Raw genomic sequence first — 15,186 nt, 5'->3', positions numbered from 1 at the left:
TCGGCAAGGAGACACCGTGAAGGTCTGGGTTGACCCGGAACGCTGCCAGGGACACACCCTGTGTTCGATGATCGCCCCGGATTCCTTCCGGCTCAGCGACATCGACGGCAGTTCGTCGGCCGTCGACGAGGTGGTGCCCGCCGATCGCGAGGAACAGGTCCGCGAAGCCGCGCAGTCCTGCCCCGAGCAGGCCATCGTCCTCACGGACGACGCGTGAAGGGAGCCGGCTGGTGAGCGTCGACGACGTCATCGATGACAGCGACCGCACGAGGTACCTGTACCACTTCGACCGGCACAGCGCGGAGTACCGTGCGCAGTTCAGCGCCGTCACCCAGGAGATGCACGCCAAGTGCCCGATGGCGTGGAGCGACACCTACGGCGGCCATTGGGTGGCCGCGGGCAGCCACGAGGTGTTCGAACTGGCGCGCTGCCCCGCGGTTTCCAACGATCACGACGTCAACAATGAACGCCGCGGGTACAAGGGCATCTCGATCCCGACGGCGAGCCGCATCAACGGCGTGCGGGGCGGCATCCTCGAGATGGACGACCCCGAGCACCGCATCTACCGCAATGTGCTCAACCCGTACCTGTCCCCGGCGGCCGTGAAGCGCTGGGAGCCGTTCATCGACGACGTGACGCGGGCCTGCCTCGACGAGAGGATCGAGCAGGGCCGCATCGACTTCGTCGACGACCTCGCCAACGTGGTGCCCGCGGTTCTGACGCTGGCGCTCATGGGGATTCCGCTGAAGAACTGGAAGATGTACAGCGAGCCCACCCACGCCGCGATCTACACACCGGAACACTCCCCCGATATCCAGCGGGTCACCGAGATGCACCGGCAGATGGGGCTCGACCTCGTCAACAACATGATCGAGATCCGCGAGAACCCGCGACCGGGGATCGTTAATGCCCTGCTTCAGCTGCGCATCGACGGGCAGCCGGCGCCGGATCTGGAGATCCTCGGCAATCTCGGCCTGGTGATCGGCGGCGGCTTCGACACCACGACGGCGCTGACCGCCCATGCGCTGGAATGGCTTTCACAGCACCCCGACCAGCGCCAGGTGCTCAGCACCCAACGCGACACCCTGCTCGATCCCGCGACCGAGGAATTCCTGCGGTACTTCACGCCGGCGCCCGGCGACGGCAGGACATTCTCCGACGACGTGGAGCTCGACGGCATCCGCTTCAGAGAGGGCGAGCGGCTGTGGATCTCGTGGGCCATGGCCAACCGCGACCCGTCGGTGTTCCACGACCCCGACACGGTCGTGCTGGACCGAAAAGGGAACCGCCACTTCAGCTTCGGGCTCGGGGTGCACCGCTGCATCGGCTCCAACGTGGCACGCACGGTGTTCAAGTCGATGCTGACCGCGGTGCTCGACCGGATGCCGGACTACCGCTGCGATCCCGAGGGCACGGTGCACTACGAGACCATCGGCGTGATCCAGGGCATGCGCAACCTCCCCGCCACGTTCACCCCCCGCCCCCGGGTCGGAGCCGGCCTCGACGAGACGCTCGACAAGCTGCAACGCATCTGCGACGAACAGGAACTCGCCAGGCCCATCACCGAGCGCAAGGAATCCGCCGTCATCGACTAGAGCTTCGGCGAGTGTCACGCTGGGGTGGCACTCGCGGCCGAGCATCACGCCAGCGTGACGCTCGAGGGCCCCCCGTCAGCGCGGCAGGCCCAGCACCCGCTGGGCGATGATGTTGCGCTGGATCTCCGAGGTGCCGCCGGCGATCGTCCCGGAGAAGCTGCGGGCGTAGCGGTCGAACCAGCTCCCGAAGTAGTGGTCGAGATTCATCGGTGCGTACGGGCCGGACTGGCCGGGCTGGGTCAGCCCGTCCGCCCCGGCCGCCGTCAACGCGTATTCGGTTCCCCGCAGCTCCGCCTCCGAACCCAGGAGCTTGAGCACGGAGATCGCGGCGACGTCGTCCTCGCCCCGGGCGGCGCGGGCCAGCGCCACCGAACCCAGCAGGCGCAGGGCCTGTTTGTCCATGACCAGGCTGGCGTACTGGTCGCGCTCGAGATCCGTTGTCGGACGCCAATCGGCGATCACGTTGTCCATGCGATCGGCGAACCCGAGCCACATCATCGTGCGCTCATGCCCGAGCGACCCGTTGGCCACCCGCCAGCCCTCGTTGAGCGCACCGACCAGGTTCTCGGCCGGCACCCGCGCGTCGGTGAAGAAGACCTCGTTGAAGTCCAGGTCGTCGGCGGCGCAGATGGACGCGAACGGCCGGCGCACGACGCCGGGGGTGTCGGTGGGGATCACCAACGCGCTGATGCCCTTGTGTTTCGGCGCGTCCGGGTCGGTCCGCACGAAGGCGAGCAGCACGTCGGCATCGTGCGCCCCCGACGTCCAGACCTTCTGGCCGTTCACCACGAAGTGGTGGCCGTCGAGGACCGCGCGGGTGCGCAGCGACGCCAGATCCGAACCGGCGCTCGGTTCGCTCATGCCGAGCGAGGCGGTGATCTCGGCGCGCAGGATGGGCACCGCCCACCGCCGCTTCTGCTCCTCGCTGCCGAACGACAACAGCGAGGCGGCAACGATATTCACGCCTTGCGGATTGAAGCTGTGGTAGATCCGCCGGCGGCACAACTCCTCGAGGTGCACGAACTGCTGAACCACGGTGGCGTTGCGCCCGCCGAACTCGGGGGGTTGCCCGGGCAGCAGCCAGCCGTTGTCGAACAGGAGCCGCTGCCAGCGGCGCGCCCACTGCGGCATGTGCGAGACGGAGCGCGGGCGCTCCAGCGTTTCGCTTGCGGCAGGCAGGTTCTCGTCGAGGAAGGCCGCGAACTCGGCCCGGAACGCCTCGTCTTCGGCGTCAAAAGTCAGCTGCACGGTACTCCTCGGCGATCCGCGCCCGGTGTTCCGCGGCCCCACCCAGCAGGTGCTCACCCGCCTTGGCCCGCTTGAGCGCGAACTGCAGGTCGTTCTCCCACGTGAATCCCATCGCGCCGAAAAGCTGGAGACCGTGCCGGAAGACGAGCGACTGGCACTCGCCCGCAGAGGCTTTGGCCATCGCGGCCGCCAGGCGGCGACGGGCGTCGTCCGCCGCGATGGTGAGCGCGGCGAAGTACGCCAGCGCCCGCGCCCGCTGGATGGCGACGTGCATGTCGGCGGCCTTATGCTGAACCGCCTGGAAGGAGCCGATCGGCACCCCGAACTGGTGCCGGCTGCGGGCATGATCGAGCACCAGGTCGAGGATGCGCTGGCAGGCGCCGACCATCGTGATCGCCATGCCCGTCAGCGCCACGTGGTGGGCGCGCTCGCGGTCGACCGTGAGCCGGGCGTCGTCGCCCACGTGGACATCGGCGAACGTCAGGTCGGCGACGTGCAGGACGGGATCGAACACCCCGGCCCGCCGGGCCGACACCTGGCTGGCCGGGGCCAGGAAGACGCCGGCGTCGGTCACCACGGCCAACCGGTCGGCCCGATCGCCGTCGAGGACGTGACGGGCCGTCCCCGCCAGCACCCAGCCGTCAGCGTCCCGGTAAGCGGTCACGCCGCCGTAGACGGCCGTGCCCGACTCGTGCGGGTCGAAGCGGTCACCGGCCAGCGGAGCGAATTGGCTCATCGTCGCCAGGAACGGCGTGGGATCCGTTGCATGCCCGAGCTCTTCGAGCACGATGGCCAATTCCACGGCGCTCGACGGATCGTGCAGTTCGGTCCAGCCGAGGTCGACGTAGGACTTCCAGAGCGGACTGGCGTCCACGCCGTCCTCGGCGACGCCGCGCACCAGGGACGGCGGGCACTGCTTGGTGACGACGTCGCGGACGGTGCTCTGCCACAGCCGCTGATCGGCATCGAACTCCAACAGCATCCCGGCCGCCTCCTGTCGTCACCACCCCCGCGAGAATAACATTCTCCAATGCGGAAGTAATAATCTCCGGAACGGCCTACGGGTTAGTCACTGGTGGGTCGAGAGCGCCCACGAGGTCGTCGGCGGCCGCGCCCCACCGGTCGAGGTTGACGAATTCGGCCAGCGGCCGGCGGCGAAGCGGCCCGTGCCTGCCCTTGGGCCACCCCACCACGATGTGGCCGGCGATCAACCAGTCGTCCGGGACACCGACGGCTTCGCGCAGCAGGCGCTCCCCGCCGTACGAGGCCCAGCTGGTCATGCAGGCGCCCAGGCCTTGGGCGCGCGCGGCGAGCAGGAAGTTCTGCATGGCGGGAAACACCGAGCCGCCCAGCAGCAGTTCGGACGCCGTGGGATAGTGCTGCTGCGCGAACAGCACCGACGTGAATTCCCCTGCCCGGTCGTGCAATTCGTACGTCGCGCGGTAGGTGCGGGCGCGCCGGCTGTGGTCGTCGCCGGCGGGCCGGCTCATCCCGTAGACCGGCTCGATCACCTCCAGCGCATGCGCCGCGGCCCTGGCCACGATCGCCCGCTGCTCGGGCGATCGCAGCACCACGAAGCGCCAGCCCTGGGCATTTGCGCCCGACGGCGCCCACCGGGCCGCTTCGAGGCAGCGAGCGAGCGTCGCATCGTCGACCGGTTCATCGGTGAATCGCCGGATCGTGCGGGCCGTCGACATGACCTGCCAGACGTCGCTGCTCGGACCCGTCATCACCGCTCCTCCTTCTCGGGCCACCGCCCCTCCGCAGGCTCAAAACCTCGCCGTCGCAAGGAGATCGCGCGCCGGCGACCGCGCCTGCGCCAAACACGTTGCGGCTCCGCGAACGTCGGCGACACAGGGGGGCGCAGATGGGTGTTGACTGTAGACCGCCCGCATGAGTTGCGGCACCCGAGGTCAAGGAGAGGGACCATTGGATCGTGAAACCTACCAACGCGGACTCGAGGTCCGGTCCGCGGTGCTCGGTGAGGAATACGTCCGCCGGGCGCTGGCCGAAGCCGACGACTTCACCAAACCCCTGCAGGACTTCGTCACCGAGTATTGCTGGGGCGCTGTGTGGGGACGGGAGGAATTGCCGAGGAAGACGCGAAGCATGCTCAACCTGGCCATGATCGCGGTCCTCAACCGCCCCAACGAGTTGCGCACGCACCTGAGAGGGGCGCTGACCAACGGCGTCAGCCGGGAGGAGATTCGCGAGATTTTCCTCCAGGTCGCCATCTACGCCGGCATGCCGGCGGCGGTCGACAGCTTTCGCCTCGCCCGGGAAGTGTTCTCCGAAGTCGACGGTTCGTCGTCGTGATGGACGTCGGATCATCGGGTTGGGCAACATGGGGCGGTGGTCGAACCCGTTCGAGCGGGCCGCCGGCGCCACCGTGGGCCGGTGGGGCCGCCGTCACGCTAACCGGTCCGGTCATGAATCCGATTGGGCGGCCAGCCGAAAAGCCAGGCCGCCACGAGGAAGCACAGGGCGCCGAAGAAGGTGCCGACGTTGGCCCACACGAGGCTGACGTCGGCCCCCGTGCGCAACACCAGCGCGCCCACGGCCGAGGCGAGAAACAGCACGGACCCCGCGAAGTTGAGGAAGGCGATGCGCCGCGAGGCGCTGGCAGCGTGGGAATGCCGGCGGGCCCGGACTTCGGGAACGATCGCGATGGCCGAGGACACCAGGAAGGCAAGGGAGCCAACCATGTCGGGAACCCACACGTCGACGTCAATCAACTCCGGGCGCGCGCCGATCGTCACCGCGGCGTCCACCGTATTGATGTTGAAGAGCACCGTGCCGACCAGTTGGATGGCCGCGGCCAGCCAATCGGTGGTGCGCGCCCGCAACGGGAGGGAGTGCCGCTCGGCCTCGGGCAGCTCTCGGCGGGCGAGGCCCAGCTGAAGCGTCGCCGCGGCGGTGAAGAACACCGCCCCGATCGCGTAGGTCACCGCCGAGAGCAGCGGTGGCGATCCCGGCAGCAGCGAGAGCAGGACACCGAGGGCGAACAGTGCCGCGCCGATCACGAACAGCAGGCCGGTGCAGCGCACCATGGACGCGTGCACGACCCTCACCCGGCGATCACGCGACGGATCGTACCGCCCGCGGGGGGCCGGCTTCGGCACTTGACGTGAGCCGGTCGCGCTCGTCGGTTCTAAGGGAGAATGATATTATCCGTATTCAAGAACGACACTTACCTGACAGGCCGTAATACCCTGGATAACCAGGGCCGATGTTTAATCGAGACGCTTACCGGAAAGCCGTTGATAGGCGATGGGCGAGAATGTTAGCTTATCTATCATATGACCATCCCCGAACCAAGGGGCGGCTCTCGTGATCGAGCACGCTGACGGCACGCGCACGCCGGTGATCGACGCCAGCGTGCACATCTTCTTTCCCTCCAACCAAGACCTGCGTTCGGTCCTGCGGGAGCCGTTCAAGAGCCGCGGCTTCCCGGATTACGAGATGGACTGGTACGGGGCGCCGGGCGGCGAGTATGCGCCGAATACCGAGGGGCTGGACGGCCAGTACCCCGGTTCGGATCCGGACTTCGTTGCGCACGAGCTGTTTTCGAAGCGCGGGGTCGACGTGGCGGTCCTGCATCCGATGGGGCGGGGCATCATGCCCGACCGCCACCTCGGCAGTGCGCTGCACGCCGCCCACAACGAGATGATGGTGACGCGCTGGCTGGACTCCGCGGAATTCGGGGAGCGGTTCCGCGGCACCATCCGGGTGAACCCCGACGACATCGCCGGGGCGCTCCGCGAGATCGAGAAGTGGCGGGGGCACCCGCGCGTGGTTCAGATCGGCGTCCCGCTGCAGTCACGCGAGCTCTACGGCAAACCGCAGTTCTGGCCGCTGTGGGAGGCCGCCGCCGACGCGAACCTGCCAGTCGCGGTGCACATCGAGACGGGTGAGGGCATCGGCTTTCCCCCCACGCCCTCCGGGCACACGCTCACCTACGAGCAGTACGTCAGCTTCATGGCGCTCAACTACCTGTACCACCTGATGAACATGATCGCCGAGGGCGTATTCGAGCGCTTCGCGTCCCTGAAGTTCGTATGGGCCGACGGCGCAGCCGACTTTCTCACGCCCTTCATCTGGCGCATGGACACCTTCGGCCGGCCGCACCTCGAGCAGACGCCGTGGGCGCCGCGGATCCCCAGCGACTACCTGCCCGGTCACGTGTATTTCGTGCAGGGCAGCCTCGACGGTCCCCCGGATGTCGATTTCGCCGGCGAGTGGTTCGGCTTCACCGGCAAGGAGAACATGGTGATGTTCGGTTCCAGCTACCCGCACTGGCAGTGCGGCGACGTCCGCAAATTGCCCGCGGCGCTTTCCGCCGAACAGCGCGACAAGCTGTGCTGGCGCAATGCGGCCGAGCTGTACGGCATAGACATCGCCGTCGGGTCGGGCGCACAGTAGAGGAAAGAAGCAGAGGAGTTCGAAAGATGACGCTGACCCATATGCGGGAGCGGGTTCCCGCCTCCGAGCGCATAGCCGTCCGGTGCGTCGACTCCGACGTCCACCCCGTGCCCCGGCGCGGCGAACTCGTCCAGTACATCCCCGAGCCGTGGCGCAGCAAGTTCTTCCAGCACCACAAGGTCGGCGAGCTGATCTACTACGACGCCCCCGACTATGCCCACACCTTCGCGATGCGCGTCGACACGTTCCCGCCGGACGGCGAATTCGCCTGCAGCGACCCGGATATGGCCTTCCGCCAGCTGATCATGGAAGCCGGCTCCGACATCGCGATCCTCGAGCCCGGCGGCCGGACGCCGCGGCTGGCCGGAGCGCACCAGGCTTTCTCGAGCGCGCTCAACGACTGGCAGCACAATCACTGGCTGGACAGCCACAACAACTGGCACCAGCGCTGGCGCGGCTCGATCTGCGCCGCGATCGAGGACCCTAAGGGGGCCGTCGAGCAGATCGAGAAGTGGGCGGGCCACCCCTACATGGCGCAGATCCTGATCAAGGCGGAGCCGCGGCCGTCCTGGGGACACCCGCAGTACGACCCGATCTGGGCCGCCGCTACCAAGCACGACATCACGGTGAGCTGTCACCTGTCGCGGAGCAACTACGAGATGTTGCCGACACCTCCCGTGGGCCTGCCCAGCTACAACCACGACTTCATGGTGACCTATTCGTTGCTGGCCGCGAACCAGGTGATGAGCCTGATCTTCGACGGCGTCTTCGACCGGTTCCCGACGCTGCGCATCGTGTTCGTCGAGCACGCCTTCTCCTGGATCCTGCCGCTGATGTGGCGCATGGACGCGATCTACGAGGCTCGCAAGTCGTGGCTGGACATCAAGCGCAAGCCCTCGGAATACGTCAAGGACCACATCAAGTTCACGACGCAACCGCTGGACTATCCCGAGGACAAGACGGAACTGACCCGCGCCCTGGAGTGGATGGAGTGCGACAAGATCCTGCTGTTCTCCTCCGACTACCCGCACTGGACGTTCGACGACCCGCGCTGGCTGGTCAAGCACCTGCCCAAGGCGGCGCGGGACGCGGTGATGTTCAAGAACGGGATCGCGACCTACCACCTTCCCGAGACCGTGCCGGTCCTCGAGGGCCAGACCCGGGTGTACTGAGTTGACGTCGGAAACCGACGGGGCGACCACCGGGCGGCCCCAGCCCCGCCTCGCTCAGGGCCGCGAGCACGTCGTGGCGACGATAGACGAAATACCGCCCGGGAAGCACAAATTGGTGCCCATCGGCCGTCACGGCGTCGGCGTCTACAACGTCAACGGCACCTTCTACGCCATCGCCAACTACTGCCCGCATCAGGGCGGACCGCTGTGCTCCGGCCGGCCCCGCGGCCGCACCATAGTCGACGAGTCCGCCGCCGGTGACGCGGTGATGGTGCGCGACCTGGAGTTCATCTACTGCCCATGGCATCAATGGGGTTTCGAGCTGGCGACCGGCACGACCGCGGTGAAGCCCGAGTGGAGCATCCGCACCTATCCGGTGCGTGTCGTCGGCAACGACGTGTTGGTAATGGCCTGACGCGACGGGAGAATCGGTTGTCCGCTATCGAGGTGAACGGTGGAAACGTCGTCTACGAAATCCTCGGAGAAGCAGGCGATCTCATCGCCCTCACCCCCGGCGGGCGGTTCAGCAAGGAGATCCCGGGGCTGCGGCCGCTCGCCGAGGCGCTGGTCGCCGGCGGGTATCGCGTGCTGCTGTGGGACCGGCCCAATTGCGGCGCCTCCGATGTGCAGTTCTACGGGCAGAGCGAGTCCCACATGCGGGCCGAGACCCTGCACGCCCTGCTGGGCGCCCTCGGCGTCGAGCGGTGCATCCTGGCCGGGGGATCCGGCGGCGCAAGGGATTCCATGCTCACCACCATGCTCTATCCCGAACTCGTCGAGAAGCTGGTGGTGTGGAACATCGTCGGCGGCATCTACGGCACGTTCGTGCTCGGCTCCTACTACATCGTGCCGAGCATCCTCGCCGCCCGCGGTACCGGGATGGAGGGGGTGGTGAAGGTCCCCGAGTGGCGCGAGCGCATCGAGGAGAACCCGGACAACGAGCAGCGGTTCCTCTCGTTCGACAAGGACGAATTCCTCAAGGTGATGCTGCGCTGGCTCAACGCTTTCGTCTCCAAGCCCGGGCAGACCATACCCGGCGTCGACGACGAGATGTTCGATCGCATAACGGTTCCGACGCTGATCATCCGCGGCGGCGAGAACGACTGGGACCACCCCAAGCGGACCTCGCTGGAGGTCAGCTGCCTGATCAAGGGCTCCAAGCTGATCGACCCGCCGTGGCCGGAGGACGCGTGGGAGCGGGCGTCCGAGGACCGGGCCAAGGGCAAAGTGCAGCACTTCAACATGTTCGACACCTGGGTGCAGGCCGCACCCCCGATCCTCGAATTCTTGGGATCGTGATGCCGGCGTTGGCTTTACACCGTGCGGATGTGGACCTCGCAATTGAGCGAGGCCTCGAGGGCGGTGTGGATGCGGCTCTCGGGAACGCGGTCGAGGTCGCTCTCGCGCAATGTCACGTGGACGATGTCGAATCCGTCGTCGCCGGGCGTGCGGGTGATCTCGCCGCTGAGCCCGAACCCGGCGAGTACACCGTGCGCGTCATCGTCGGTGCCCCTGCTGATGAACGTGACGACGCCGGCCACCGGGCTGGTCCCGAAAGCCGTTGCGCAGAGCTTGGTTCCGAGGCGCCTCAGCGCGTCGATGTCGTCGCCGGCGATCAGCAGTTCCACCTCGCGACGGCCCACCGGCATGACCGCCAGGTCGTTCTCGACGACGTCCGCGCCGCTTTCGCGGGCCAGCACGAGGAGCGCGGCCATGCCCTCGCGTAGCCGCGCGGCCGTCAGCAGACCGGGGGGGTCGACGTTGACGCGCACTACCGCGGTTCGCATGTGCGCAAGGCTAGCGAAGGCATGGGAGAGCTCGTGATGGAAACCAGCGCCAAGCCGGCGATCACCGTCACCGCCTGGCCCGGCTGCGGCTCGCGGCTGCTGGGTGAGCAAGTCGGCGGAGCGCGGGAGGACCACCGCGCCTACCAAGGCGCCGGCGGTTACCAGGCGCTCGCCGAACCCGCCGAACTGCTCGCCGAAGTGGAGGCCAGCGGGCTGCAGGGCCGCGGCGGCGCGGCCTTCCCGCTCGCCGTCAAGCTGCGCACGGTTCGCGACAGCGCCGGCGGCGCCGGCGGGTGCGCCGTCGTCGCGAACGGCGAGGAGGGCGAGCCGGCCTCGATCAAGGACCGCTGGCTGCTGCGCAACCGGCCGCATCTGGTCCTTGACGGCCTGCGCCTGGCCGCGGCGATGGTGGCCGCCGACCGGGCCTACGTCTACCTGTCCGACGAGGACTCGGCGCGCAGCGTCGAAGCCGCGCTGGCGGAGCGCCCGTTCGGTGACGGCGTCGTCGAGCTGTGCCGCGTCGGGCCCGGATACATCGCCGGCGAGGAGACCGCGGTCACCCGCGCCATCAATGGCGGACCGGTCAAGCCGACCGACAAGCCGCCACGGCCGTTCCAGCGCGGGGTCGGCGGCCTGCCCACCCTGGTCAGCAATGTCGAAACCCTTGCGAATCTGCCCTTCCTGCAGCGCCACGGCGCGGCCGCCTTCCGGTCGCAGGGCACAACATCGTCGCCCGGCACGTTCCTGGCGACTCTCACCGGAGCCGGCCTGCCGCCTGGCCTCTACGAGATCCCGCACGGCCTTCCGTTCACGGAACTGCTTGCGTTGCACGGAGTTCCATCCGACAAGGTGACGGGAGCGCTGCTGGGCGGATACTTCGCCGGGATGCTCAACCGTGCCGTGCTCGGTGCCACGCTGGACCACGAGACGCTGCGCGGCCTGGGCGCCGGACTGGGCTGCGGCGCGATCACGGTGCTCACCGACGACTGCCCGGTCGCGGTTGCCGCCTCGGTGCTCGCCTATTTCGACCGGGAGAACGCCGGCCAGTGCGGCTCCTGCTTCAACGGCACCGCCGCGATGGCCGCCGCCGCCGGTGCGCTGCGCGACGGGGTTGCCACCGCCGAGGACGTCAGCCGGTTGCGGCGATGGTCGGTGATGCTGCGGGGCCGCGGGGCGTGCGCGACCCTCGACGCCGCGACCAACGTGGCGGGCACACTGCTAAGCCAGTTTCCGGACGCGGTGGCGCGGCATCTCGACAACGCCTGTGAATCCTGCCGTACCAACGCGTTTCGCGCCGAGCGGCCCTACGAGGTGGAGGCGGTGGCATACGCGTGAACCGGGACATGAAAATTCATCTCGACCGGACGCTGTGCGACGGTTTCGGCATCTGCGCCAAGCACGCGCCCGCGTATTTCTCGCTGGACGACTGGGGATATGCGTGCGTGGTCGGTGACGGCACGGTCGCCGAGGCCGACCGCGACGCGGTGATGCGCGCGCTGATGGACTGCCCCGTGCACGCCATCATGGAAATGGACGAGCGCCGGCCGGACGACGTGCCGCCAAAGACGGACACCGACGACGATCCCGTCGCGCACCTCAAGGTCGAAGAGAACGAGGCCGAGTGGGGTTTCACCCGTTGACCGGGCGTCCCGCTCCCCTGGTCACGCTCGACAACGAGTTCTTCTGGACGTCCGGCGCCGACGGCACGCTGCGCCTGCAGGAATGCCGGGCCTGTGCGTCGCTGATCCACCCGCCGGCACCGGTGTGCCGGTACTGCCGCTCCCGCGACATGGGGGTGCGCGCCGTCTCGGGCAAGGCGACGCTCGCCGGGTTCACCGTCAACTACCGGTTCGGCCTGCCGGGCCTGCCGCCGCCCTACGTGATCGCCCAGGTGGCGGTCGCCGAGGACCCGCGAGTTCGGTTGACCACCAACATCATCGACTGCGACCCGGACAGTCTCGAACTCGGCCAGCGGGTGGAGGTGGTCTTCGAGCCGGCCGAGGACGTGTGGCTGCCGCTGTTCCGCCCCGTCCCCGACGCCGAGCCCGCTCCCCTGCCGGACGACGAGATCGCGCCCGAGCGTTTCGGCGAGCACGTCCGGCCCATGCTCACGGCCGAGAAGTTCGAGGACAGGGTCGCGCTGACCGGCATCGGCATGTCGCAGGTCGGCCGCCGGCTGATGGTTCCGCCGTTGTCGTTGACCATGCAGGCCTGCGAGGCCGCTGTCGCTGACGCCGGCCTGACCTTCGCCGACATCGACGGCCTCTCGACGTACCCCGGCGGCGGCAACCTCGGCGGGTTCGGGGAGGGCGGCGTCACCGCCCTGGAGGCGGCGCTGGGCATCCGCCCGACGTGGCACAACGGCGGCATCGAAACCTTCGGTCCCGGCGGCTCACTCATCGCGGCGATGCTCGCCGTCGCCACCGGCCTCGCGCGCCACGTGCTGTGCTTCCGCACCCTGTGGGAGGCCACCCACAGCGAGCTGATGAAGCAGGGCAAGATCACCGGGTCGATGGGCCGGGCCGCCGGCTGGATGTTCCCGTTCGGCGCGACGTCGGCCGCGCACACGCTGGCCATGAACGCGCAGCGGCACTTTCACCGTTACGGCACCACCAAGGAGACGCTCGGCTGGATCGCGCTGAACCAGCGCGCCAACGCCGGGCTCAACCCGACAGCGGTGTACCGGTCGCCGATGACCATGGACGACTACCTGAACGCGCGGCCCATCACCACACCGTTCGGCCTCTACGACTGTGACGTGCCGTGCGACGCCGCGATCGCGGTCATCGTCTCGGCCGTGGACGCCGCCCGCGACCTGGCGAAGCCGCCCGTGCTTGTCGAGGCGGTGGGCACGCAGATCATCGAGCGAATCGACTGGGATCAAAGCACTCTCACGCACGAGCCGCAGGTGCTGGGGCAGGCGGCGCACGTGTGGACCCGCACCGAGCTGCGGCCGAGCGACGTCGACGTCGCCGAGCTGTACGACGGTTTCACCATGAACTGCCTGTCGTGGATCGAGGCGCTGGGCTTCTGCGAGATCGGCGGGGCGAAGGACTTCCTGGACGGCGGCAAGAACATCGCCCGCGACGGGCTGCTGCCGCTCAACACGCACGGCGGTCAGCTATCCCATGGCCGCACCCACGGCATGGGCCTGTTGCACGAGGCGGTCAGTCAACTGCGGGGCGAGGCCGGTGATCGTCAGGTCGCCGGCGCCCGCGTGGGCGTGGTCAGCAGTGGCGGCCTCACGCCCAGCGGCGTGATCCTGTTGCGGGCCGACGCGTGACCGCACCGCGCCCACGGCTGGTCATCGTCAACGGCGTGCCCATGTCGGCGTTGGTGGCGGAGGCCGAACAGCCGAAGGCCGTCATCGTGGCCATCCACGGCGGAGGCACCACCGCAACGTATTTCGACTGCCCCGGCCACCCGTCGCTGTCCTTGCTGCGCAGCGGCGCGGCGGCCGGCTTCACCGTGGTGGCGCTCGACCGGCCGGGCTATGGCAGCTCGGGCCCGTACCCCGAGGCCATGGCGCTGCCCGAGCAACGGGTGGACCTCGCCTACGGGGCGGTGGACCGCATCCTGGGCGACCGACCCCGCGGTGCAGGGCTTTTCATCATGAGTCATTCGGGCGGATGTGAGCTGGCGATTCGGATGGGCGCCGACGATCGGGGTGCACATCTGCTGGGCATCGAATTCGCCGGCACCGGCCGGCACTACCACCCTGACGCCCGCGAAATCTTGAAAACCGCGACTCGCGAACGCCGTCCGGCGGGCCTCCGCGAACTGCTGTGGCATCCCGAAAGGCTCTACCCGCCCGAGGTTCTCAATGGCGCCACCGTCTCGCCGACGGCTCCCGCTTACGAGGACCAGATGGTGTCTGACTGGGCGCGCAAGACGTTTCCCACGCTCGCGCCCGCGGTGCGCGTCCCGGTGCACTTCAGCATCGCCGAGCACGAGAAGGTCTGGCAGAGCGACGCTTCGGCGGTGGCGGAGGTTCAAGCGCTGTTTTCCCGGGTGCCACGGTTCGAGGTGCACCGACAGCCCGAGGCCGGCCACAACATCAGCCTCGGTCACACGGCCGCGGACTACCACACGAAGGTCTTTTCGTTCGCCGACGAGTGTGTCGCCGCGGGCGAGGCGCGATGAGGGTCGGGTTTATCGGCCTGGGCAGCCAGGGCGCCCCGATGGCGCGACGCATCATCGACGGCGGCCATCCGACGACACTGTGGGCGCGCCGGCCCGAAAGCCTCGAACCCTTCGCGGACACCGCCGCCACAATCGTTGGCTCACCGACCGAATTGGCGGCGGCCAGCGACCTGGTCTGCCTCTGCGTCGTCGGCGACGCCGACGTCGACGAGCTCACCGGTGATAAGAGCGGCCTGCTGGCGTCGATGAGCCCCGGAGGCGTCATCGCCGTGCACAGCACAGTGCACCCCGACACGTGCCGCAAGCTGGCGGACAGGGCTGCCGCGCATCAGGTTTCGGTGCTCGATGCGCCGGTGAGCGGCGGGGCCCCCGCGGCCGAGCGGGGGCGTCTGCTGGTGATGGTGGGTGGCGACGACGACGTCGTCGAGCGGTGCCGGCAGGTGTTCGAGACCTATGCCGATCCGGTGGTGCACCTCGGCGGGGTGGGATCCGGACAGACGGCCAAGCTGCTCAACAACCTGCTCTTCACCGCCAACCTCGCCACCGCGGCGACCACCATGTCGCTCGCGGACGCGCTCGGTGTCGACGTGGACCGGCTCACCGACGTCGTTTCACGCAGCAGCGGGAACAGCTTCGCGCTGGGCGCCCTCGGCGGCGTCGGTGGGTTGCAGCGGCTCGCCGGGATCGCGGGCGGGCTCCTGCGCAAGGACGTCGGGCTGATCGTCGACGTCGCTGAACGGGCCGGCGCGAACACCGGCGCCGTGCTCGACGCGGCCGATGCCGCGCTGGCCCTGATGGACCACCCCCGATGAGGGCGTC

The 15,186-nt window shown here is 68.6% G+C and carries 17 protein-coding genes; 12 read left to right on the top strand and 5 right to left on the bottom strand.

Features of this window, described 5'->3' with window-relative positions; translation table 11 throughout:
* The first annotated feature begins 16 nt into the window (after positions 1–16).
* Together GPY60_RS08335 and GPY60_RS08330 are read left to right on the top strand one after the other, a co-directional pair.
* Positions 17–217, top strand: coding sequence for a ferredoxin (locus GPY60_RS08335; RefSeq protein ID WP_156687172.1), 201 nt, complete (start codon positions 17–19; stop codon positions 215–217).
* A gap of 13 nt (positions 218–230) precedes the next feature.
* Complete coding sequence (locus tag GPY60_RS08330; protein WP_156687171.1) at positions 231–1,595, top strand: cytochrome P450; 1,365 nt, start codon at positions 231–233, stop codon at positions 1,593–1,595.
* Between the two features lie 75 nt (positions 1,596–1,670).
* Here the strand turns inward: GPY60_RS08330 and GPY60_RS08325 are convergent, their stop codons facing one another.
* The 3 genes from GPY60_RS08325 to GPY60_RS08315 form a co-directional block, all read right to left on the bottom strand.
* The gene (locus tag GPY60_RS08325) at positions 1,671–2,843 is read right to left on the bottom strand and encodes an acyl-CoA dehydrogenase family protein (protein ID WP_156687170.1); all 1,173 of its coding nucleotides are present in this window, start codon (positions 2,841–2,843) and stop codon (positions 1,671–1,673) included.
* Complete coding sequence (locus GPY60_RS08320) at positions 2,827–3,825, bottom strand: acyl-CoA dehydrogenase family protein (RefSeq protein ID WP_156687169.1); 999 nt, start codon at positions 3,823–3,825, stop codon at positions 2,827–2,829. The genes GPY60_RS08325 and GPY60_RS08320 overlap by 17 nt, the downstream gene beginning before the upstream one ends.
* Before the next feature lie 76 nt (positions 3,826–3,901).
* Positions 3,902–4,573: a nitroreductase family protein gene (locus GPY60_RS08315; protein WP_156687168.1), complete on the bottom strand. Its 672-nt coding sequence runs from the start codon at positions 4,571–4,573 to the stop codon at positions 3,902–3,904.
* A 199-nt stretch (positions 4,574–4,772) separates the two neighbouring features.
* On the opposite strand from GPY60_RS08315, the gene GPY60_RS08310 reads away from it, so the two are divergent.
* A complete protein-coding gene (locus tag GPY60_RS08310; protein WP_156687167.1) occupies positions 4,773–5,159 on the top strand; it encodes a carboxymuconolactone decarboxylase family protein in 387 nt (128 codons plus the stop codon).
* A gap of 98 nt (positions 5,160–5,257) precedes the next feature.
* Here the strand turns inward: GPY60_RS08310 and GPY60_RS08305 are convergent, their stop codons facing one another.
* Positions 5,258–5,914 (bottom strand): hypothetical protein, encoded by a 657-nt coding sequence (locus tag GPY60_RS08305; protein ID WP_231639470.1) that lies wholly within the window; start codon positions 5,912–5,914, stop codon positions 5,258–5,260.
* Positions 5,915–6,173: 259 nt separating this feature from the next.
* Here GPY60_RS08305 and GPY60_RS08300 point away from each other — a divergent pair, with 259 nt between their 5' ends.
* The 4 genes from GPY60_RS08300 to GPY60_RS08285 are packed head-to-tail and all read left to right on the top strand — an operon-like array spanning position 6,174 to position 9,736.
* On the top strand, positions 6,174–7,265 hold the full coding sequence (locus GPY60_RS08300) for an amidohydrolase family protein (RefSeq protein WP_156687166.1): 1,092 nt from the start codon (positions 6,174–6,176) through the stop codon (positions 7,263–7,265).
* A gap of 26 nt (positions 7,266–7,291) precedes the next feature.
* Positions 7,292–8,437: an amidohydrolase family protein gene (locus GPY60_RS08295; RefSeq protein ID WP_156687165.1), complete on the top strand. Its 1,146-nt coding sequence runs from the start codon at positions 7,292–7,294 to the stop codon at positions 8,435–8,437.
* 1 nt (position 8,438) lies between these two features.
* Entirely contained in the window at positions 8,439–8,852 is a 414-nt protein-coding gene (locus GPY60_RS08290; protein ID WP_156687164.1) for a Rieske (2Fe-2S) protein, read from the top strand.
* 17 nt (positions 8,853–8,869) lie between these two features.
* The gene (locus GPY60_RS08285; protein ID WP_156687163.1) at positions 8,870–9,736 is read left to right on the top strand and encodes an alpha/beta fold hydrolase; all 867 of its coding nucleotides are present in this window, start codon (positions 8,870–8,872) and stop codon (positions 9,734–9,736) included.
* Positions 9,737–9,750: 14 nt separating this feature from the next.
* Here the strand turns inward: GPY60_RS08285 and GPY60_RS08280 are convergent, their stop codons facing one another.
* Positions 9,751–10,224 (bottom strand): hypothetical protein, encoded by a 474-nt coding sequence (locus GPY60_RS08280; protein ID WP_156687162.1) that lies wholly within the window; start codon positions 10,222–10,224, stop codon positions 9,751–9,753.
* Positions 10,225–10,260: 36 nt separating this feature from the next.
* Here GPY60_RS08280 and GPY60_RS08275 point away from each other — a divergent pair, with 36 nt between their 5' ends.
* Genes GPY60_RS08275 through GPY60_RS08255 form a run of 5 tightly spaced genes read left to right on the top strand, consistent with a single transcriptional unit; the run spans position 10,261 to position 15,179 of the window.
* Positions 10,261–11,559 carry an NADH-ubiquinone oxidoreductase-F iron-sulfur binding region domain-containing protein gene (locus GPY60_RS08275; RefSeq protein ID WP_156687235.1) on the top strand — a complete coding sequence of 433 codons (1,299 nt, stop codon included), beginning with the start codon at positions 10,261–10,263 and terminating at the stop codon, positions 11,557–11,559.
* A gap of 8 nt (positions 11,560–11,567) precedes the next feature.
* The gene (locus GPY60_RS08270; protein WP_156687161.1) at positions 11,568–11,864 is read left to right on the top strand and encodes a ferredoxin; all 297 of its coding nucleotides are present in this window, start codon (positions 11,568–11,570) and stop codon (positions 11,862–11,864) included.
* A complete protein-coding gene (locus tag GPY60_RS08265; protein ID WP_197283596.1) occupies positions 11,846–13,507 on the top strand; it encodes a thiolase C-terminal domain-containing protein in 1,662 nt (553 codons plus the stop codon). Before GPY60_RS08270 ends, GPY60_RS08265 begins: the two co-directional genes overlap by 19 nt.
* Positions 13,508–13,548: 41 nt before the next feature.
* Entirely contained in the window at positions 13,549–14,367 is an 819-nt protein-coding gene (locus GPY60_RS08260) for an alpha/beta hydrolase (protein ID WP_156687233.1), read from the top strand.
* Positions 14,364–15,179: an NAD(P)-dependent oxidoreductase gene (locus GPY60_RS08255; protein ID WP_156687160.1), complete on the top strand. Its 816-nt coding sequence runs from the start codon at positions 14,364–14,366 to the stop codon at positions 15,177–15,179. The genes GPY60_RS08260 and GPY60_RS08255 overlap by 4 nt, the downstream gene beginning before the upstream one ends.
* Positions 15,180–15,186 lie beyond the last annotated feature (7 nt).

The sequence above is a fragment of the Mycobacterium sp. Marseille-P9652 genome, from assembly GCF_902652685.1.
Lineage (GTDB): Bacteria > Actinomycetota > Actinomycetes > Mycobacteriales > Mycobacteriaceae > Mycobacterium.
This window is presented reverse-complemented; position numbering and strand designations above follow the sequence as displayed.